The sequence below is a fragment of the Rhodoferax sp. OV413 genome, from assembly GCF_945881795.1.
In the GTDB taxonomy this organism is placed as follows: domain Bacteria; phylum Pseudomonadota; class Gammaproteobacteria; order Burkholderiales; family Burkholderiaceae_C; genus Allorhodoferax.
In genome coordinates, this window is the sequence record NZ_CAMCVG010000002.1 from 24,811 (window position 1) to 45,622 (window position 20,812).

At 62.9% G+C, this 20,812-nt stretch carries 17 protein-coding genes; 7 read left to right on the forward strand and 10 right to left on the reverse strand.

Going from position 1 to position 20,812, the window contains the following annotated elements:
* Positions 1-13: 13 nt before the first annotated feature.
* From garD to Q0O05_RS00535, 7 genes are all read right to left on the reverse strand, one after another.
* Positions 14-1,579, reverse strand: coding sequence for a galactarate dehydratase (garD, locus tag Q0O05_RS00505; protein ID WP_293659805.1), 1,566 nt, complete (start codon positions 1,577-1,579; stop codon positions 14-16).
* A gap of 7 nt (positions 1,580-1,586) precedes the next feature.
* Positions 1,587-2,561, reverse strand: a complete 975-nt coding sequence (locus tag Q0O05_RS00510; protein ID WP_293659806.1) for a tripartite tricarboxylate transporter substrate binding protein — start codon at positions 2,559-2,561, stop codon at positions 1,587-1,589.
* A 21-nt stretch (positions 2,562-2,582) separates the two neighbouring features.
* Positions 2,583-3,878 carry a TRAP transporter large permease gene (locus tag Q0O05_RS00515; RefSeq protein WP_293659807.1) on the reverse strand — a complete coding sequence of 432 codons (1,296 nt, stop codon included), beginning with the start codon at positions 3,876-3,878 and terminating at the stop codon, positions 2,583-2,585.
* Positions 3,869-4,357, reverse strand: coding sequence for a TRAP transporter small permease (locus Q0O05_RS00520; RefSeq protein WP_293659808.1), 489 nt, complete (start codon positions 4,355-4,357; stop codon positions 3,869-3,871). Before Q0O05_RS00520 ends, Q0O05_RS00515 begins: the two co-directional genes overlap by 10 nt.
* Positions 4,358-4,421: 64 nt before the next feature.
* Positions 4,422-5,390, reverse strand: coding sequence for a TRAP transporter substrate-binding protein (locus tag Q0O05_RS00525; protein WP_293659809.1), 969 nt, complete (start codon positions 5,388-5,390; stop codon positions 4,422-4,424).
* A 29-nt stretch (positions 5,391-5,419) separates the two neighbouring features.
* Positions 5,420-6,334 (reverse strand): SMP-30/gluconolactonase/LRE family protein, encoded by a 915-nt coding sequence (locus Q0O05_RS00530; protein WP_293659810.1) that lies wholly within the window; start codon positions 6,332-6,334, stop codon positions 5,420-5,422.
* 14 nt (positions 6,335-6,348) lie between these two features.
* Entirely contained in the window at positions 6,349-7,182 is an 834-nt protein-coding gene (locus Q0O05_RS00535) for an NAD(P)-dependent oxidoreductase (protein ID WP_293659811.1), read from the reverse strand.
* A gap of 85 nt (positions 7,183-7,267) precedes the next feature.
* On the opposite strand from Q0O05_RS00535, the gene Q0O05_RS00540 reads away from it, so the two are divergent.
* Both Q0O05_RS00540 and gudD read left to right on the forward strand, forming a co-directional pair.
* On the forward strand, positions 7,268-8,047 hold the full coding sequence (locus Q0O05_RS00540) for a FadR/GntR family transcriptional regulator (RefSeq protein ID WP_293659812.1): 780 nt from the start codon (positions 7,268-7,270) through the stop codon (positions 8,045-8,047).
* A gap of 71 nt (positions 8,048-8,118) precedes the next feature.
* Positions 8,119-9,471 carry a glucarate dehydratase gene (gene gudD / locus Q0O05_RS00545; protein WP_293659813.1) on the forward strand — a complete coding sequence of 451 codons (1,353 nt, stop codon included), beginning with the start codon at positions 8,119-8,121 and terminating at the stop codon, positions 9,469-9,471.
* A gap of 98 nt (positions 9,472-9,569) precedes the next feature.
* Here gudD and Q0O05_RS00550 read toward each other — a convergent pair whose 3' ends face one another.
* A complete protein-coding gene (locus Q0O05_RS00550; protein WP_293659814.1) occupies positions 9,570-11,033 on the reverse strand; it encodes an 8-oxoguanine deaminase in 1,464 nt (487 codons plus the stop codon).
* 70 nt (positions 11,034-11,103) lie between these two features.
* Between Q0O05_RS00550 and Q0O05_RS00555 the strand changes: the two genes are divergently transcribed.
* Together Q0O05_RS00555 and Q0O05_RS00560 are read left to right on the forward strand one after the other, a co-directional pair.
* Positions 11,104-12,492, forward strand: a complete 1,389-nt coding sequence (locus Q0O05_RS00555; protein WP_293659816.1) for a glycerate kinase — start codon at positions 11,104-11,106, stop codon at positions 12,490-12,492.
* Between the two features lie 57 nt (positions 12,493-12,549).
* A complete protein-coding gene (locus tag Q0O05_RS00560; RefSeq protein WP_293659818.1) occupies positions 12,550-13,203 on the forward strand; it encodes a Crp/Fnr family transcriptional regulator in 654 nt (217 codons plus the stop codon).
* 47 nt (positions 13,204-13,250) lie between these two features.
* Here Q0O05_RS00560 and xdhB read toward each other — a convergent pair whose 3' ends face one another.
* Together xdhB and Q0O05_RS00570 are read right to left on the reverse strand one after the other, a co-directional pair.
* On the reverse strand, positions 13,251-15,545 hold the full coding sequence (xdhB, locus tag Q0O05_RS00565) for a xanthine dehydrogenase molybdopterin binding subunit (RefSeq protein WP_293659820.1): 2,295 nt from the start codon (positions 15,543-15,545) through the stop codon (positions 13,251-13,253).
* On the reverse strand, positions 15,542-17,119 hold the full coding sequence (locus Q0O05_RS00570) for an FAD binding domain-containing protein (protein ID WP_293659821.1): 1,578 nt from the start codon (positions 17,117-17,119) through the stop codon (positions 15,542-15,544). The genes xdhB and Q0O05_RS00570 overlap by 4 nt, the downstream gene beginning before the upstream one ends.
* A gap of 91 nt (positions 17,120-17,210) precedes the next feature.
* On the opposite strand from Q0O05_RS00570, the gene Q0O05_RS00575 reads away from it, so the two are divergent.
* From Q0O05_RS00575 to Q0O05_RS00585, 3 genes are read left to right on the forward strand one after another with little or no spacing between them, the layout of a single operon-like run.
* Positions 17,211-18,782 (forward strand): ABC transporter ATP-binding protein, encoded by a 1,572-nt coding sequence (locus Q0O05_RS00575; protein ID WP_293659823.1) that lies wholly within the window; start codon positions 17,211-17,213, stop codon positions 18,780-18,782.
* Positions 18,775-19,860 carry an ABC transporter permease gene (locus Q0O05_RS00580; RefSeq protein ID WP_293659825.1) on the forward strand — a complete coding sequence of 362 codons (1,086 nt, stop codon included), beginning with the start codon at positions 18,775-18,777 and terminating at the stop codon, positions 19,858-19,860. The genes Q0O05_RS00575 and Q0O05_RS00580 overlap by 8 nt, the downstream gene beginning before the upstream one ends.
* Positions 19,860-20,780: an ABC transporter permease gene (locus tag Q0O05_RS00585; protein ID WP_293659826.1), complete on the forward strand. Its 921-nt coding sequence runs from the start codon at positions 19,860-19,862 to the stop codon at positions 20,778-20,780. The genes Q0O05_RS00580 and Q0O05_RS00585 overlap by 1 nt, the downstream gene beginning before the upstream one ends.
* The last annotated feature ends 32 nt before the right edge of the window (positions 20,781-20,812 follow it).

Consider the following 20,812-nt stretch of genomic DNA (forward strand, 5'->3'; position numbering starts at 1 on the left):
GTGGATTCGGGGGTCAAGTAATGGGGGCCGGATTGAACAGCACGAGGGAGTTGTGCAACTTCCAGTGTTCAGCCCAGGTTTTTTTGCGGCCGCTGGCGACCTCCAACATCAGGCGGAAGAGTTCCCAGCCCATGTCTTCAATCGTGGCTTCGCCATCGGCAATGCGGCCTGCGTTCACATCCATCAGGTCGTGCCAGCGGCGTGCCAGGTCAGTGCGGGTGGCCACTTTGATAACCGGTACCTCGGCCAAACCATAGGGAGTACCACGGCCAGTGGTGAACACATGCAGGTTCATGCCGGCCGCCAATTGCAACGTACCGCAGATAAAGTCGCTGGCCGGAGTGGCTGCGTAGTGCAAGCCCTTGTGCTGCAGCCTCTCGCCTGGCGACAACACACCGCTGATAGGCGCGGTGCCGGACTTGATGATGGAGCCCATGGCTTTTTCCACGATATTGGAAAGGCCGCCGGCTTTGTTGCCCGGGGTGGTGTTGGCACTGCGGTCGGCCTGGCCGCGGCCCAGATAGGCGTCGTACCAAGCCATCTCGCGGGCCATAGCGTCAGCGATTTCAGGGCTGGTGGCGCGGACCGTCATTTGCTCGATGGCGTCTCGCACCTCGGTGGTTTCGGAGAACATCACCGTGGCACCGGCGCGTATCAGCAAGTCGGTGCAATAGCCCACGGCGGGGTTGGCAGTCACACCCGAGAAGGCGTCGCTGCCTCCGCACTGCACGCCTACCACCAGCTCGCTGGCAGGAACGGTTTCGCGGCGACGCGCGTTCAGCCGCTCCAAGTGCGGCACCGCAGAGGCCAGGACCGAATCAATCATGCTCATGAAGCCGACGTGCTTGTCAGCTTGCAAGCACACCACATCCAGCGCTTCGTTTGCTTGCAGGGGGATGGAGCCTGGCGGCAACAAGCGCTCGGGTTGCAGCTTTTCGCAGCCCAGACTGACCACCATCACTTCACCACCGAAGTTGGGGTTCTTCGAAATGTTGCGCAGGGTCCGTATGGGAATGATGGCATCCGGTGCATCAATGGCCACACCGCATCCATAGCTGTGCTCCAGGCCAATGACATCGTCCACATTCGGGTAGCGCGGGAGCAGCTGCTCTTTGATGCGCTGCACTGCAAAGTCCACCACGCCAGCCACGCATTGCACGGTAGTCGTGATGGCCAGAATGTTCCGGGTTCCCACGGAACCATCCGCATTGCGGTAACCCTCGAAGGTGAAGCCGGTGAGCGGCTCGGCATTCCATGCCGGCGCAGTCGCCTTGGGCAGGTTATCGAGCGCCCGCGCTTCGGGCATCTGGAGCAAACGCTCATGCACCCAAGCACCGGCAGGTATGTCCTTGAGTGCGTATCCGATAGGTACGTCGTAGCGCAGCACCACGGCGTCTTTGGCAATCGCGGTTAAAGCCACTTTGTGGCCCTGGGGCACGCGGTCCACCAGAGTCACGCCGTCGGGCAGAATGGAGCCGGCCGGCAGGCCGCCGTCGTTGACTACGATGGCCACGTTGTCCGCAATGTGCATGCGAATGCTGCGTGGTGAATCCGGTGGAGAAGAAGGGTTCGAACTCATGAAGGCTTCAGTCGGCTTTGATGTTGCGAGCGCTGATCAGCTTCTGCCAACGGACATATTCGGCAGCCTGGTAGCTGGCAAATTGCTCGGGGGTGTTGAGTACCAGTTCAAAGCCCAGCTCCAGCAACTTGGGAGCTACGACAGGGTCTTTGATAGAGGCCACAATGGCATCGAACATTCGCTTCTTGATATCAGCGGGCAGGCCTTTGGGTGCCGCCACCGCTTGCCAGGAGTTAACGTTGGCTTCCTTGACACCGCTTTCTTCCAGGGTAGGAACGTCGGGCAACAACGGGGAGCGTTTGGCACTTGTGATGGCCAGTGCGCGCAGTTTGCCGGCCCTGATCTGGGGTAGCGCTGTGTTGATGTTCATGAACGAACAATCCACCTGATTGCCCAGCAGGTCGGTCATCACCGGGCCGCCGCCTTTGTAGGGGACATGCACCCCAGTGGTACCGGTCTGTTGCCAGAACAATTCGGCGGTCAGGTGGTCGCTGCTGCCGTTGCCGGAAGAGGCAAAGCTCATCTTGTCCGGGTTGGCCTTCAGGTAATTGATGACTTCCGGCACCGACTTGCGCGCGGAGGCCGCAGGCACTACCAGCACATTGGGTGCTTGCGCCACGATGGTGATGGGGTCCAGGTCTTTGAGGGCGTCGTAGTTCGCTTTGATCAGATGCGGGGCAATCACGAATGGCCCGAGAGACGACACCAGAAAGGTGTAGCCATCCGACGGCGCGCGCGCGACCTGTGCTGCGCCTATGGTGCCGGTGGCCCCTGCCTTGTTGTCCACGATGAAGGTAAAGCCCGGGCCCATCTTCTCGGGCAGCTTGGTCGACAATGCCCGCGCAATCAGGTCGGTAGATCCGCCAGGAGGGAATGGAACCACCAGAGCGATGGGTTTGGCGGGCCAGGTGTCGGCCCGACTCCAGGTAGGAGACGTGGCGGCCACTGCCAGCCCCGCTTGCAGAATTTGTCGACGTTGCATGGTGTGCTTTCAGTGGTGTGTTCAGCGGCCCAACACGAAGTTGGGGAGCCACAAGGAGAACGCCGGGACGTAGGTGACCAGCATCATGCAAGCCAGCAGGGCGCCGTAAAACGGCAGGATGGATCGCATGACCTGCCCTATCGAAATGCCACCGATGGCGCAGCCCACCGCCTGGGTTGTCCCCACGGGAGGGGTGTTCAGACCGAGTGCGCAGTTGAGCAAAATCACCACACCGAATTGGGTCGGGTCCATGCCGAATTTCTGGGCAATCGGCAGGAAGATGGGCGTGCAGATCAGCAGCGTGGGCGCCATGTCCAGAAAAGTACCCAGTACGAACAACGCGATGTTGATCATCAGGAAAATCATCCAGGGGCTTTGGGTAATGGTTCCCATCAACTCGCCGGTGCGCTCGGGCACGTCATACATCGCCAGGAAGTAACCGAAAGCGCTGGAAATTCCGATCAGGAACAGCACCACACCGGTGGTCTTGCTCGCCTTAGCGCAGGACTTGATGAAGTCGTTCCACGATAAGGACCGGTAAGCGACCGCAGTGATCAGAAGCGCCCAAAGTACAGCAGTGGCAGCGGACTCGGTGGCAGTGAAAACGCCTGACAAGATCCCCACCAGAATGATGACCACGATCAGCAAGCCCGGCAGTGCAGCGATGAAGCTATTGAACACTTCACCCCAGCCTGGGAAGACACCGCGGGTGGGGTAACCGCGCTTGATGGCCACACCGTAGGCAGCCAGCAAGTTCAGGGCGGTCAGCAACAGGGCTGGCACTACGCAGGCGAGCATCATGTTCAGCACGCTCACTGACGCGATGCCTGCTGTGGCCAAGGTGTACAAAATCAGGTTGTGGCTGGTAGGCATCAGGGCACCGACCAGCGAGGCGTGGGTCGTCACGTTCACCGCGTAGTCGGTGTCGTAGCCTTCCTTCTTCATGAGCGGAATCATCACAGAGCCCATGGCGGACACGTCTGCCACTGGTGATCCCGCGACCCCGCCGAACAAGGTGCAACCTACCACGTTGGACATACCCAAACCGCCGCGCACATGGCCAACCAAGCTGTTGGCAAAGCGCACGATGCGGTGTGCGATGCCGCCGTGCAGCATCAACTCACCGGCAAAGATGAAAAACGGAATCGCCAGGAAGGAGAACACCTGCATGCCTCCCACCATCTTCTGGAACACCACGGCTACCGGCAATCCGGCGGTGATGATGGTGGCGACAGACGCGAGTCCGACCGCGAATCCTACGGGCACCCCAATGATCAACAGCAAGCCGAAGCTCACACCCAAAACAGTCAGTTCCATGCCGGCACCACTTCCTTGCCCTGAATGAGGGCGATCACATGTTCAATCGTAAAAAGCACCACCAGCACGCCGGCGATGATGAGTGGCACGTAGTCCATGCTGGAGGGGATGGGGAGCATAGGCTTCTGGTCGTTCCATTTGAGGGCTGCCCAGATGTAGCCGTTGTAGGCCATCAGTGCGCCGAAAGTGCCCACCAGGATGTGGATCAGGATTTCCAGCTTCAGGCGCAGGCGCTCTGGCAGCAGGCTGATGATGGAATCCATGCCGATATGGCCGGCATCTCGCACGCCGACGGCCACGCCCAGCGCGGTGATGTAGAGCACGAGCAGCAAGGCCAATGCCTCTGCCCAGGTGGGGGTGTCGTTAAAAACATAGCGCCCGATAACCTGGTATTGCACGCAGGCGATGAGCACGATGAGGCCCACTACCGCAAGCATCAGACTAAGCTTGGATAGCGTGGCACAGAAGCGGGTGTACATGGGGGGCTCCGGTGAAGAAAGAAAACCTCCCGGCCCTCAGGCCGGGAGGTGGCACAGACGCGAATTACTTCGTGTCTTGCACGGCCTTCACGAGACGCTTCATGTCAGGGGTGTTCGCGAACTTGTCGTAGACGGGACCCATCACGTCCTGGAAGGACTTTTTGTCCACTTCCACGATCTCGACACCTGCAGCCTTCACCATGTCGAATTCTTTCTTCTCATAGGCCGCCCAGGCGGTGCGGTTGAAAGCGACCGATGCCTTGGCCGCTGCACGGACTTGGTCCTGCTCGGCTTTGGGCAACTTATCCCAGGCAATCTTGGAGAACAAGAGTACTTCGGGAGCCATGGAGTGTTCGGTCTTGTTATAGAACTTGGCCACTTCAAAGTGGCGGCTGCCTGAGCCGTAAGAAGGGTAGTTGTTTTCAGCAGCGTCAATGATGCCGGTCTTCAGGGCAGTCATTACCTCACCAAAAGGCATGGGGGTAGGGTTGGCGCCCATGGCAGCTGTGAGTGCCACCCACAGGTCGGACTGCTGTACGCGGATTTTCAGGCCCTTGGTGTCGGCCACCGACTTGATGGGCTTCTTGCTGTAGATGGAGCGCGCGCCGGAATCGTAGTAGGCCAGCAGCACAAAGCCTTGTGCTTCGCAGTCCTTGGCGATTTCTTCACCGATAGGGCCGTCCAGCACTTTGTGCAGGTGGTCGACCGAGCGGAACAAGAAGGGCAGCACCGGAATGTTGGTCTTGGCGCAGACCGAGTTCATGGGACTGATGTTCACGCGCACCATGTCCAGCGCGCCGATCTTCACCTGGTCAATGGTTTCTTTTTCGGTGCCCAAGGCACCTTTGTTGAACACCTTGATGCTGTGCTTGCCGCCGGTTGCTTTTTTGAGCTCTTCACTCATGAACTTGACGGCGGTGACGGTGGGGTAGTCGTCCGAGTTATGGATGTCGGCGGACTTGAATTCAACGGCTTGGGCGGTCAGGCTCAAGGCAGCCGCTGCAGCGGCCAGAAGGGTAGGTACCAGTTTCATGATGTCTCCTCTATGGGATTGGTTGGGGGTTAACGGACGGGAAAACGGGAAAACAAAGGTTCAGGCAAGCCCTGTACACCGGGATCAAGCACAACGACTGCGCCGTCGAAAGTGGCATCAAAGCCATCAACGGGTATCGGCGGGCGGATGGATGACACTAGAAGGTGGCGTAATTCGGGGCCGCCAAAGCAGCACATGGAGGGCTTGCTCATGGGCACATGGATCGATTCCAGCAAATCGCCATGGCGGCTGAAGCGGTGCACCTGGCCCGCGTCATTTCCACAGATCCAGTAGCAGCCTTGCGTATCCATGGCCGCACCGTCCGGCCGACCGGGGAGTGGCTTCATGTCCACCAGCAGTTCGGCAGGGCCCCAGTTGCCGCTTTCCAGCACGAAGTCGTGTTTGTAGATTTTTTGCTCGCTCGGGTGGGAGTCGGAAAGGTAGGCGGTACGGTTGTCCGGGCTGAAAGCCATGCCGTTGGCGGTAATGAACCCCTTTTTCACGGGGCCTTGGAGCCCGCGCTCATCCAGACAATAAATCCCACCAGCCTTGCTGGAGAGGCCCATGTTGCGCACCATGGTGCTGATCCAGAAACGGCCCGAAGCGTCGCATCGCCCGTCATTGAAGCGCATATCACTCTCAGGGTGATTGATCGACGCCAGTTGCTCGACCGCGACATCGGGCGCTGTCAGCAAGCGCACTTCGAAGACGCCACTCTCCATGGCTGCAATGACGGTGCCCCGGTCGCTCAGTGCAATACAACCTACCCGCTCCTGTAGCTGCCAGGTCTGGCGGCTGCGCGTTTGCCAATCCTGTCGGTGCAGTCTCTGTCCCTCGATGTCTACCCAATAGAGCGCCTGTTCCGCCACCGACCACACAGGGCTCTCGCCCACGGCGTCGCGGGAATCACTGAAAAGAGCAGCTTTGCTCACGGTAGTTGTCATGTGTGGCCAGTGACTCAGGGTTTTTTTCCGGGCAAGTGGGTCGTCATCGGCTCGCCCTGGAACAAGAAGCCGCCGCCCTGGTAGATCACGGCCGGATCAGTCACATCGGGTTCGGGTGTCCGGGCGTAGACAGCCTCGCGGAACGGGTCAGAGCTGTCCTGCGGCACGTAGCCCACGTGGCGGGCCGCGCTGTTGTCGTACCAAGTGACCGCGTTATCCGACATGCCGAAAATCGCGGTGTGACCCAGTACGGGGGTGGTCAGGCATGCAGTTACCAGGCGGTGCAGGTCGTCAAAGCTCAGCCAGCTCGCCAGCATGCGGCGGTCGCGTGGTTCTGCAAACGAAGAGCCGATGCGTACGCAGGCTGTCTCAATCCCGTAGCGGTCAAAGTACATGCGTGACAGGTCTTCACCAAAAGCCTTGCTCACGCCATACAGGCTGTCCGGACGGGCAGGGTGGTTCAGGGTGATGGTTTCACTTTGCTTGTAGTAGCCGGTCACGTGGTTGGAGCTGGCGAACACCACACGCTTCACTCCATGCTTGCGTGCTGCTTCGTACAAGTTGTAAACGCCGAGGATGTTGGCTTGCAGAATGGGCTCGAACGGGCCTTCCACGGATATGCCGCCGAAATGCACGATGGCGTTCACGCCCTTCACCATGGCGTCCACGGCTGAGGCGTCTGCCAGGTCTGCCAGCATCAATTCTTCACCAGCGCGAGCGGGGCCGAAATCGCTCCGGTCGGAGAGCCGCAAGACCTCGCAATTGGCCTTCAAACGATCGCGCATTGCGGTGCCCAAGCCGCCTGCGGCGCCGGTCATCAGCAAAGTGTGGTGTACTTTGATTGTCATGAAATAGAGAGATGAAATGTCAGTTGTGTGTTGTCTGATGTGTTAAATTGTGGTCATCGTCTCAGACCGCGTCAAGGATTTTTCCATGGACCTAGTGCAAACCCCTAGAACAATTGCAGCGTCAAGCGCAACACCGGAGTCGGCCGATGCATTGCGCCCGCGCCGCTCCAAGGGCCTGGTGAATGAGGTGGTCGAAAGTCTGGCTGCCAGCATCCGCGAAGGCGCCATCAAACCCGGCGACAAATTGCCCACCGAGTCGGAAATCATGGGCCGTTTTGAGGTCAGTCGCACCGTGGTGCGTGAAGCCATTTCGCGCCTGCAAGCCAACCGTCTGGTGGAGACCCGTCACGGTGTAGGCACCTTTGCACTCGCACCGCAAAGCAGTGGGAATTTCCAGATCGCTGATGTGGATTTCGCCACCGTCGCAGATGTGATTGCCCTGCTGGAGCTGCGGATTTCTTTGGAAACCGAAGCGGCGGGCCTGGCGGCACAACGCCGTACCGAAGCCAATTTGCAGGCCATGCAGGCTATGCTGGATGCGTTCCAGAAGTCGATCGAAGAAGACTCGGATGCGGTGCCTTCCGACTTCAGCTTTCACATGGAAGTTGCCAAGTCCACGGGTAACCGCCACTTTGCGGACCTTATGACCTACCTGGGCACCATGATCATTCCGCGCACCCGCATCAACACCGCCAGCAGTGCGCCGGAAGGGCGCTTGGCTTACCTGAAGCGGGTACATGGCGAACACGAATACATCTTCAATGCCATCCGCAATCATGACGGGGATGCGGCCCGCGCCGCCATGCGAACCCATCTTGCTAACAGCAAGGACCGCTTGAGAAAGTCGCAGGTCGATGCGGTTTAGTTGTATGATGTCCTATATGTAAGGACGCCGTCCATCCTTCCATTTCGAGCGCCCCGCTAAGGAGATTGACTATGCCCCCGTCTGAAAAACCCTCTGTGCGCGGCGCCCCTGTGGTGACTGCGCTACGCGTCATTCCGGTTGCCGGCCATGACGGCATGCTGATGAACCTGAGTGGTGCCCACGCGCCCTTTTTTACCCGCAACATCGTCATCCTGACCGACAGCAGTGGCAACACCGGTGTGGGCGAAGCGCCCGGCGGCGAGAAGATCCGCCAGACGCTGGAAGATGCTGCCTCCTTGGTAGTGGGTCAATCCATCGGCAACTACAACGCCATCCTGAACCGCATGCGGGAAGCCTTTGCAGCCCGCGATAGCGAGGGTCGTGGCCTGCAGACCTTTGACCTGCGCGTGGCGATACACGCAGTGACCGCCGTGGAAAGTGCCTTGCTCGATTTGCTGGGTAAATTTCTGGGCGTTCCGGTGGCGGCCTTGCTGGGTGATGGCCAACAGCGCAGCAGCGTCGCGGTGCTGGGCTACCTGTTCTATGTGGGCGACCGCCAGCAGACTGACTTGCCCTACATCAGCGAGCCGGATGAGGCCGACGACTGGAAGCGCCTGCGCCACGAAAAAGCCATGGACGCAGACGGCGTGGTGCGCCTGGCCGAGGCCGCTTTTGCGCGCTACGGCTTTCAGGATTTCAAGCTCAAAGGCGGTGTGCTGCGCGGCGAAGAAGAGGTGGAGGCCATCCGCGCTTTGCATGCCCGCTTCCCCCAAGCCCGCATCACCCTGGACCCGAACGGTGGATGGCTGTTGAATGACGCGGTTCGCCTGTGCCGCGACTTGCATGGCGTGATGGCCTATGCCGAAGACCCCTGTGGTGCGGAAGGTGTGTTTTCGGGCCGTGAAGTCGTGGCCGAGTTCCGCCGCGCCACCGGCCTACCCACTGCCACCAACATGATTGCCACCGACTGGCGCGAGCTGGCGCATTCGCTGGCCTTGCAGTCCGTGGACATTCCCCTGGCTGACCCGCATTTCTGGACCATGCAGGGTTCGGTGCGGGTGGCGCAGGTCTGCCAAACATGGGGACTGACTTGGGGTTCGCATTCCAACAACCACTTTGACGTGTCGCTGGCCATGTTCACCCATGTGGCGGCCGCTGCACCGGGCAAGGTAACGGCCATTGATACGCACTGGATCTGGCAAGACGGCCAGCGCCTGACCACGGACCCACTACAGATTGTGGGCGGGCAAATTGCCGTGCCCACCACACCCGGTTTGGGAGTGGAGCTGGACATGGTCGAAGTGGATAAAGCCCACCAGCTCTACTTGCAGCACGGCCTGGGCGCGCGCAACGACGCGATGGCCATGCAGTACCTGATCCCCGGTTGGAAGTTCGACCCCAAGCGCCCCTGCCTCGTGCGTTGAGGCTTGAATTGGCCTCTAGCGCCTGTAGATATTGCGCGAGTAGCTCCTATTTCAGGAGCAAATTCGCGCTATTGCCTTTAGCTACTGCGCAGGTGAGGTCAGTAGATGGCAGCCGTAGCCAGCTGCAGCGCCAGCCGGTTGTGGCGCTCCATCAGCGGGCCAAGGTCTACGGTTTCGAGATAGCCCTCGCGCACCACTACTTTGCCGTTGACGACCGTGTAGTCCGCCTGCGGGCTGGCGCACAGCAGCAGGCTGCCGACAGGGTCGTGCACCGCGCCACCGGCGAAGGCCAGTGTGTCCAAATCAAACAGTGCCAGGTCGGCGCACATGCCTACTGCCAGGTAGCCAATGTCTTTGCGGCCCAGCACCTGCGCGCCGCCCCGGGTGGCCACGCTCAGGGCATCCCGCGCGGTCATTTCGGCCGGGCCCAAATCGCAACCGAAGAAGGTGCGACGCTCGCCAGTGGGCAACACACGCTCCTCAGGCGGCTGCATGGCGCGGCCTACGCGGGCCAGCAGCAGGGCTTGGCGGGCTTCGTTCACCATGTGGGCCGCGTCACTGCTGGCGCTGCCGTCCACACCCAGGCCTACCGGCACGCCGGCGTTCAGCATTTTGCGTATCGGCGCAATACCGCTGGCCAGGCGCATATTGCTGCAGGGGCAGTGCGCCACGCCGGTGCGACTCGCTGCAAACAGGCTGATGCCCTCGTCGTCCAGCTTGACGCAGTGGGCGTGCCACACGTCGTCGCCGAGCCAGCCCAGGTCTTGGGCGTATTGGGCGGGGGTGCAGCCGAATTTTTCGCGGCTGTAGGCGATGTCGTGGTCGTTTTCGGCCAGGTGGGTGTGAAGGCGTACGCCCTGCCCCTTGAAGCTGCGGGCCAGCAGGGCGGCTTCGCGCATCAGGTCGCGGCTCACGCTGAAAGGAGAGCAGGGCGCCAGCGCCACATTCAGCATGGAGCCCCAGCTTGCATCGTGGTGCTGCTCGATCAGCCGTTGGCTTTCTTTGAGAATGAAGTCTTCTTGTTCTACCACCCGGTCCGGAGGCAGGCCGCCTTGGCTCTGGCCCACGCTCATGCTGCCGCGGGTGGCTACGAAGCGCATGCCGATCTCGGCGGCCGCGCCAATGCTGTCGTCCAGCCGCACGCCGTTGGGGTAGATGTAGAGGTGGTCGCTGCTGGTGGTGCAGCCGCTCATCAGCAGTTCGGCCATAGCGATCTGGGTGCTCACCTGCACCATCTCGGGCGTAAGCCCGGCCCACAGGGGATAGAGCCCGCGCAGCCAGCCAAACAGCTCTGCGTTTTGCACCGCCGGAATCGCGCGGGTCAGACTCTGGTACATGTGGTGGTGGGTGTTGACCATGCCAGGCATCACCAGGTGGCGCCGCGCGTCAATCACCTCATCCGCTTCCAGCGCCCGCGCCGCAAGGCCGGTTGTCGGGCCGACATACGCAATGCGGTTGCCCTCGATATAGACCGAGGCGTCCCGCAGTTCGGTGGCCTGCGTGGGATCGGTGTGGTCCATGGTGGCGACCGCGCGCGCGTTGTGAATCAGCAATGTGCCCATGACAATATTTTTCTCCAGCGCCGAGCGCCCGCAGATTTTGCGCCCAATTTCGCGCCATGATGGAGCCACTATGACACCCGCCAACGCACCATCACAGCCGCATTTCTCCGAACTCGCCCCGCGCGACCTGCTTGTCCGCCTGTACTGGGCTGCCGTGCAGAAGGCCCTACCGGCGCACACCCTGGGTGCTTTTTTGCCGCCCGCCCCGACAGGCCGCACTCTCGTGCTCGGTGCGGGCAAAGCCGGCGGCGCCATGGCCCACGCGCTGGACGCGCTCTGGCCGCAGGACAAGCCCCTGTCAGGGCTGGTCGTCACCCGCTACGGCCACACGCCGCCCCTGCCCGCGGACGCAGCGCCGCAGCGCATCGAGGTGGTGGAAGCCGCCCACCCGGTGCCCGACGCTGCAGGGCTGGCTGCTGCGCAGCGCATCCTGGCACTCACCCAGGGCCTGACTGCGGATGACCTGGTGATTTGCTTGATTTCCGGCGGCGGCTCCTCGCTCCTGACGCTGCCCGCGCAGTGGGAGGACGCCGGCGCGCCCGTTGCCATCAGCCTGGAGCTCAAGCAGCGCATCAATCAACTCATGCTGGAGAGTGGCGCCAACATCCAGGAGATGAACTGCGTGCGCAAGCACCTCTCGGCCATCAAAGGCGGCCGGCTGGCCGCGGCCTGCCATCCGGCGCAGGTGGTCACGCTGCTGATCAGCGACGTGCCGGGCGACGATCCCAGCGTCATTGCCAGCGGCCCGACCGTGCCCGACCCCACGACCTGTGCCGATGCGCTATCAATTTTGAAGCGACTCACGCAGGATTCACAAGCTCCAGAGGCCGATTTTGTGCTCAAAGCGCTGGAATCCGGAGTGCTGGAAACGCCCAAACCCGACGACGCCATCTTTGCCCGCAACACCGTGCACCTGATTGCCACGCCGCAGCAGTCACTGCAAGCGGCGGCTGACATGGCGGCGTCTATGGGGCTGAACGCCTACATTCTGAGCGACGAGCTCGAGGGCGAGTCCCGCGAGGTGGGCAAGGTGCACGCGGCTCTTGCCCGCACAGCATCCATGCGCAGTGCCGGCGCGCAGCAACCCTTTGCCAAGCCCTGCGTGATTTTGAGCGGGGGCGAAACCACGGTGACGGTGCGGCCCCGCCGCGAGGGTGCCACCCGCGGGCGCGGCGGCCGGGCCGGAGAGTTTTGCATGGGGCTGGCGCAGCGGCTGCAGGGGCAGGCCGGCGTCTGGGCGCTGGCAGCCGACACCGACGGCATTGACGGCGTGGAGGACAACGCAGGCGCCATGGTCGGGCCTGATACCTTGGCCCGCGCCGCCGCTGCGGGCGTGTCGCTGACCGATTGCCTGGACCGCAACGACGCGGCGGGCTTCTTTCAGCCCCTGGGCGACCTGTTTACCACCGGCCCCACCCACACCAACGTGAACGATTTCCGGGCGATTTTGGTGCTGTAGCCCTAAGTTTGATCTGTCGCAAGGCCGCCACACCTGCCCGCGGGCACAGTGGCAGCCATGTCCGCACTCCCTCCCAGCGTATTCCAGCCGCTCCTGGCGCGCAGCAGCCCCGAGTGGCGGGCGGCCGGCAGCGTGCTGCTTCGCCGGGGTGATGCCACCCGCTCCGCGCTCTACCTCGAGAGCGGTCAGATCATCTTTGGCGTCAGTGGCGCAGCAGGGGGCAAAGACGAGGGACTGGAGCATCAGCTGGGCCAGATGCAGGGGCCCGGCTGGGTAGACCCCACCGCCGCCGTGCTGGAGCTGCCCTCTGCGATGGACGCGGTGGCCCAAACCGATGTGCTGCTGCGCCAGGTACCCATGGTCGACTTTCAGGCCGCACTGGACGCCAACCGCCACCTCAGCAGAAGCATGCTTAGCGGCGTGGCGCAGGCCCACCGCGAACAAACCGAGCTGGCGGTAAGCCGGCTCTCCAAGGGCGCAGAGGCGCGCTGCGCCCAGTGGCTGCTCGAGCACTCCGAATCCAACGACAAAGGCGCCTACTCTGTGCAGCTTCATCAGCGCAAGCGCCTGCTTGCCGCGCAACTTGGCATGGCGCCCGAAACCCTCTCCCGCGTTCTGAGTCACTTGCGCGAGCGCAGCCTCATCAGCGGCTCGGGCCGCACGGTAAATCTGGTGGACCCGGGCGCGCTGCGCGCATTGGCCGGGGTGTAGCGGTCGCCGAGCCAGTGGTCAGTGGTCAGTTGAGAGGCCCCGCCCCTTCAGCCCTGCAAAGCCCTCAACACGTTCTCCGGCGTAGCCGGAGCTTCCAGCTGCGCGGCAGCGTCCGCCCCGCGGGCTTGGGCCACAGCGTCGCGCAGGGCTTCAAACACGCTGATGCCCAGCATGAAGGGCGGCTCGCCGACGGCTTTGCTGCCGAAGACGTTGTCCTCGCGGTTAGGCTCGGGCCAGAGCTCGATCTTGAAATGCTCGGGCACATCGGCGGCGGTGGGGATTTTGTAGGTGCTGGGCGCGTGGGTAGTGAGCTTGCCTTGCGCATTCCAGACCAGTTGCTCGGTGGTGAGCCAGCCCATGCCTTGCACAAAACCGCCTTCAATCTGCCCCAGATCGATGGCGGGGTTGATGCTGCGGCCCACGTCGTGGAGGATGTCCACTTTCAGCACCTTGTTCTCGCCCGTCAGCGTGTCAATCAGCACCTCGGAGCAGGCGGCGCCATACGCAAAGTAATAAAACGGGCGCCCGCTGAGGGTGGCTTTGTCGTAGTGGATCTTGGGTGTGCGGTAAAAGCCGTCGCTCCAGAGCTGGATGCGGTTGGCATAGGCGAGCTTCACCACATCATCAAACGCCCGGGTGCTGGTGGGCGAAGTCACTGCGCCGCTGGCAAACCGCACCGCGCCGGCGCCGCAGCCGTCCAGCCCCGCCACGAAGGCGGCGAGGTTGTCGCGGATGTTGCGGGCGGCGAATTGGGCGGCGCGGCCGTTGAGGTCGGTGCCGGCGCTGGCGGCGGTGGCCGAGGCGTTGGGCACCTTACTCGTATCGCTGGCGGTGCAAAGCACCCGCTCAAACGGCACGCCCAGCTCGTCGGCCACAATCTGCGCGATTTTGGTGTGCAGGCCCTGGCCCATTTCGGTGCCACCATGGTTCACCTGGACGCTGCCGTCGGTGTAAACGTGCACCAGCGCGCCGGCCTGGTTGAACAAGGTGGCGGTGAAGCTGATGCCGAACTTGACCGGCGTGATGGCGATGCCTCGCTTGAGCACGGGGCTGCCCGCATTCCATGCCGAAATCGCCTCCACCCGCCGCCGGTATTGCGAAGACTGCTCTAGTTTAGATAGCAGAGGAAGGAGGATGTTGTCCTCCACCTTCATCTGGTAATGGGTGGTGTCGCGCTTGAGCGCCGTGCCGGCGATGGGCTCGTCGCTGTAGAGGTTGCGTAGGCGCACATCCAGCGGGTCCAGCGCGAGGCGGCGGGCTATTTCGCCCATGAGCGCCTCAATCAGCACCACACCCTGCGGCCCGCCGAAGCCACGAAACGCGGTGTGGCTCTGGGTGTTGGTTTTGCAGCGGTAGGAGACGATGTCCACATCCTGCAGGAAGTAGGCGTTGTCGGTGTGGAAGATCGCGCGGTCGGCCACCGGGCCGGACAGGTCGGCGCTAAACCCGCAGTTCACCGCCATCTGCAGCTTTAGCGCGGTCAGGCGGCCGGTGTCGTCAAAGCCGGCGCGGTAGTCATAGGCAAAGGGGTGGCGCTTTCCGGTGACCATGAAGTCGTCGTCGCGGTCCAGCCGCAGCTTGACGGGGCGGCGGATTTTTGCAGCCGCCACCGCAGCCCACACCGCCAGGTGGCCGGCCTGGGTTTCTTTGCCGCCAAAGCCGCCGCCCATGCGCCGGCATTCCACCCGCACCGCGTGGTTGTCAATGCCCAGCGCATGGCTCACCCAGTGCTGGACCTCGCCGGGGTGCTGCGTGCTGCTGTAGATCACCCACTGGTTTTGCTCCTGCGGCAGCGCGTAGGCAATCTGGCCCTCTAAATAAAAGTGTTCCTGCCCGCCCACCTCGAGTCGCCCGCGCAGGGTGTGCTGCGCGGCTGCGAGTGCTGCATCGGCGTCACCCCGGCGCACCTGCACCGGCGGCAGCACAAAGCTTTGCGCCCGCAGCGCGTCGTGCACCGACAGCACAGCCGGCAGCGGCTCAATCTGCAGCTGCACCTTGCGCGCGGCGCGGCGGGCTTGCATCACGGTGGTCGCCAGCACCAGGCCCACCACCTGGCCCACAAACTGCACCGTGTCCAAGGCAAACACCGGCTCATCGCCGGCAAAAGCGGCCAGCATCGGGTCGCCCGGAATGTCCTGCGCCAGCACCACATCCACCACGCCGGGCATGGCAAGCGCAGCGGCACAGTCCACGCCCAGCAGCTTGCCGTGTGCGTGGCCTGAGAGGATGGGCGCGGCATGCAGCGTGCCGCGCAGCTCGGGCAGGTCGTCGATGTAATGCACCGCGCCGGCCACCTGGGCGGCCGCGCTTTCGTGAAACGGGGAGCTTCCTGCGGCGCTCATGTGGCGTCTCCTGCCAGTGCGAAGCCGTCCAGGCTGGTGTCGGTGTGCCCCTGGCTTTCCAGCCAATAACGCTCTAACAGGCCGCCCAGCACCTCGGTGCGGTAGGCGCTGCTGGCGCGCATGTCGGAAATCGGGCTGAACTCGGTTTGCAGCGCGGCCTGTGCGGCCCGCACGGTGGCCTCGGTCCAGGGCTGGCCTTGCAGCGCGGCCTCGGTACGCACCGCGCGCACCGGTGTCGCAGCCACGCCGCCCACCCCGATGCCGGCTCGCGCCACCCGGCCATCCACCAGGCGCAGGCTGATAGCCAGGCAGACGGCGGAGATGTCGTCTTCCCAGCGCTTGGAGATTTTGTAGACCCGAGAAAACTCCTCCGAGCTGGCCTTGGGCACCTTGATCCACGCCAGTACCTCGTCCAGCGCCAACACGTTCTGGCGGTAGCCGGTGTAAATATCTTCCAACCGCAATTCGCGGTGCACGGCGTGGCCTTCGCCTTCGCGCTTTTCAGTCCCTTTTTTATCGCCATTTCCTGCGCCATTTCCTGCGCCTTTTTCCGCCCCGCGCCAGGCCATGAGCACCACGCTGGCGCCCAGCGCAATCAGCAGCGGCATGGAGTCGCCAATCGGTGAGCCATTGGCCACATTGCCGCCCAGCGTGCCGGCGTTGCGCACCGTCAGGCCGGCAAAGCGCCTGGCAAAACCGGTCAGTTGCGGCCTGTCGGCGGTCAGCGCGTCAAATGCCTCAGCCAGACTCACGGCCGCGCCGATGGCGATGTGGTGCGGGTAGTCCTCCACCCTTCGCAACTCGGTCACGCGGGTGACGTCGAGCACGCGGGGGAATTCGCGGTGCATCTTGTTGACCCAGAGCCCCACATCGGTGCATCCGGCCACGATCTGCGCCTCGGGGTGGCGCGCGCGCGCCTGCAGCAGTGCGGGCAGGGTGGTCGGGCGCAGATACGCAACATCCGAAAACTGAGCCAAATCGGCCTCTAGCGCCCGCTCTATATGCGCCAGCTGCTCTATTTTTGATAGCGTTTTTGCCTCGTCCAGCAGCACAGCGGGGTAGCCGAGCATGGTTTGCGCGGCGTCCAGAATCGGGCGGTAGCCGGTGCAGCGGCATAAATTTCCGCTCAGGGCGTGCAGCGCGTCATCGCGGCGCACCGGCGTGCCGTCTTGGGCGTGCTGCCGGTAGAGCGCAAACAGGCTCATCACAAAACCCGGCGTGCAAAAGCCGCATTGCGAGCCGTGGCACTGCACCATGGCCTCTTGCGCGGGGTGCAGCCGGCCGTCCTCGGCGGCAATGTCTTCCACCGTCCAGAGTGCGCGCCCTTGCAGGCTGTGGGCCATCTTGATGCAACTGTTCACAGCCTTGGTGCGCAAGGCTCCGTCCACCGCCTCTCCGATGACTACGGTGCAGGCGCCGCAGTCGCCCTCGTTGCAGCCTTCTTTGGTGCCGTTGCAGTGCAGGTCTTCGCGCAGCACTTCCAGCAAGGTGCGGGTGGGGGGGATGTCGTGCAGGGTGACGATCTCGCCGCGCCGCACAAATTGCAGCGGGCGGTTGGGGGGTGGGTTATGCATGGCGTGTGTCCTCTTGCGGGAGGGTAATCCGGTATGCGATGTCGTGTCCATACGCATTAGCATAGGGGCATCGCAAGGAGACGCCATCCGCATGCAATCTGTTTCAAACCGCCTGCAACTGAGCGGCATTACCAAGGCCTATCCCGGGGTGGTGGCCAACAGCGATGTGTCGCTGACCGTGCTGCCCGGCCAGACCCACGCAGTGCTGGGCGAAAACGGCGCTGGCAAGTCCACCCTGATGAAGATCATTTACGGCTCGGTCAAGCCCGATGCGGGGCAGGTGCTCTTTAACGGCCAGCCGGTCAACATCCGCAACCCCAAGGAGGCGCGGGCGCTGGGTATCAGCATGGTGTTCCAGCATTTCAATTTGTTCGACACCATCACCGTGGCCGAAAACGTGTGGCTGGGGCTGGACAAGGGGCTGAGCCTTGATCAGGTCAGCCAGCGCATCACCGCCAAGGCCGGCGAATATGGCCTGGACATCGACCCCGAGCGCCCGGTGCACACCCTGAGCGTGGGCGAGATGCAGCGGGTCGAAATCATTCGCGCCCTGCTGACCAACCCGCAGCTGCTTATCCTGGACGAGCCCACCTCGGTGCTCACGCCGCAGGCGGTGGAGAAGCTGTTCGTGGTACTCAAAAAGCTGGCCTCCGAGGGCTGCAGCATTTTGTATATCTCGCACAAGTTGCACGAAATCCGCGAGCTGTGCAGCGCCTGCACCGTGCTGCGCGCCGGCCGGGTGACCGGTGTTTGCAATCCGGCCGAGGAGTCCAACGCCTCGCTCTCGCGGCTGATGATTGGCGCTGAGCCACCGCAGCTGGAGCATCGCCCCCAGCAGGCCGGCGCGCCGGTCTTGCGGGTGCGCGACTTAAGCCTGGCGCGGGAAGACCAGTTTGGTGTGGACTTGCACGGCCTGTCGCTCACCGTGCATGCCGGCGAGGTGCTGGGAATTGCCGGCGTCTCGGGCAACGGGCAAAAGGAGCTGCTGTATGCCCTCTCGGGCGAAGACGTGCGGGCCCCCAAGGGCAGCATCGTGATGGGACAGGCCGATGTGTCGGGCTTGCACCCCGGCGAGCGGCGCACGCTGGGCTTGCACTTTGTGCCCGAAGAGCGCCTGGGCCGCGGCGCGGTGCCCACCCTGAGCCTGGCCCAGAACATGCTGCTCACCCGCACCGAGGCGATTTCGTGGCCCGGTCTTGCGGGCGGTTGGATTCAGGTGCCGCAGCTCGCGCAGCACGCGGCCCGTGTGATTCAGGCCTTTAACGTGAAAGCCAATGGCCCCGGTGCGGCGGCGCGCTCGCTCTCCGGCGGTAATTTGCAAAAGTTCATTGTGGGCCGCGAAATCGATGCGGCGCCCGCACTGTTCATCGTCTCGCAGCCCACCTGGGGGGTGGACGTGGGCGCCGCGGCCCAGATTCGCGGTGCCATTCTGGCCCTGCGCGATGCCGGTTGTGCCGTGCTAGTGGTGAGCGAAGAGTTGGATGAATTGTTCGCGCTGAGCGACCGGCTGCATGTCATTGCCAGCGGCAGGCTCTCACCCTCTATCGACGTGGCGCAGGCGACGGTGGAAAAGATCGGCGAGTGGATGAGCGGACTTTGGAAGGCGGCTCCTGAGGGTGCCGATTCAGATGCCGACTCGGATGCGGAGGTGGCCCATGGCTAATCTGTCTCTCAAACTTGAGGTGCGGCCCCAGCCCTCCAAGGCCTGGGGCTACGGCTCGCCCTTGCTGGCTTTGGTGCTGACGGTGCTGATCGGTATTGCGCTTTTCATGGCGCTGGGCAAAGACCCGGTCCGCGGGCTGCTGGTGTTTTTCTGGGAGCCGATCAAGAGCGGCTACGCATTGGGCGAGCTGGTGGTCAAGGCGACGCCGCTTTTGGTGATTGCGCTGGGGCTGGCGGTGTGCTTTCGCTCTAACGTGTGGAACATCGGCGCCGAAGGGCAATACATCATCGGTGCCATTGCCGCCAGCGGTGTCGCGCTCCTGGCCGAAAAAACCACCGGCGGCTGGATCGTGGTGCCGGTGGTGCTGGCGGGTATTGCCGGCGGAATGCTGTGGAGCGGGCTCACCGCCTTTTTGCGCGACAAGTTCAATGCCAACGAAATTCTGGTGAGCCTGATGCTGGTGTACGTGGCGGTGCAGGTGCTGGGCTATCTGGTCTACGGCCCCTGGAAAGACCCGCTGGGCTACAACTTTCCCCAAACCAAAACCTTTGAAGCCGCCACACGGATTCCGCGCCTTTTTGAGGGCTCGCGCATGAGCATCGGCGTGCTGCTGGCCTTGGCCGGTGTGGCTGCGGTGTGGGTGTTTTTGTTCCGCACCCGCGCAGGCTTTGCCCAGCAGGTGGGCGGGCTGGCCCCGGCTGCGGCGCGCTATGCGGGTTTTTCTTCACGCAAAGCCTTGTGGACGGCGCTGCTGGTGTCGGGCGGTATGGCGGGCCTGGCCGGCGCGCTCGAGGTGGCGGGGCCCATCGGGCAGCTCACGCCGTATGTGCCCGCGGGCTACGGATTTGCCGCCATCATCGTGGCCTATGTGGGGCGCCTGCATCCGGTGGGCATGGTGTTTTCCGCGCTGTTGATGAGCATGTTCTATATCGGTGGTGAGTTGGCGCAGTCGCGCCTGGGCCTGCCCAAGTCGCTTACCGGCGTGTTTCAGGGCCTGCTGCTGTTCAGCCTGCTGGCCTGCGACACGCTGGTGAACTATCGCCTGAAATGGGTTTCTGCCGCCGGAGGTACAAAGTAATGGACGCTTACGCCCTGCTGATTGCAGCCACGCTCAATGCCGGTACCGTGCTGGCGATAGCCTCGCTGGGCCTTTTAATTAACGAGAAGGCCGGCATTGTCAACCTGGGCGCCGAGGGCATGATGCTGTGCGCCGCCATTGCCGGTTTTGCGGCGGTGGTGCATACCGGCAGCGACATCGCCGGCCTGCTGGCGGGTGTGGCGGCGGGTGCTGTGATGGCCGCGGTGTTCGGCCTGCTGGTGATCTGGCTCAACACCAACCAATACGCCACCGGACTGGCCCTCAGCCTGTTCGGCGCGGGCTTCTCGGCCTTTGCGGGCATCTCTTACGTGCAGGAAAAAATCCCCGAGCGGCCTCACTTTGCGATTCCCGGCCTGGCCGATATTCCGCTGCTTGGGCCCGCACTGTTTCAGCACCATCCGATGGTGTACCTCGCGATTGCGTTCGCGCTGGCCCTGATCTGGTTTCTTTACCGCACACGTGCCGGCCTGATTTTGCGCAGCGTGGGCGAGAGCCCCGAGTCGGCCCATGCGCTAGGCTACCCGGTGCGCGGAATCCGCCTGATGGCGGTGGTGGCAGGTGGTGCCATGTGCGGCCTGGCGGGGGCCTATATCTCGGTCGTCTACACCCCGCTGTGGGTCGAGGGCATGGTGGCCGGCAAGGGCTGGATTGCGCTGGCCCTGACCACCTTTGCCACCTGGCGCCCGGCACGGGTGTTGCTTGGTGCTTATCTGTTTGGTGGTGTGACCATGTTGCAGTTTCACTTGCAGGGCGCCGGGGTGGACCTGCCCAGCCAGTTCCTGACCATGCTGCCCTACCTTGCCACCATCGTGGTGCTGGCGCTGATTTCCCGGAATCCGCGCTGGATTCGGATTAATATGCCTGCTGCCATCGGAAAGCCGTTTTACCCAGGCTCATGATGCGTGAATGTTTCGTTTCTATCCATCCAACT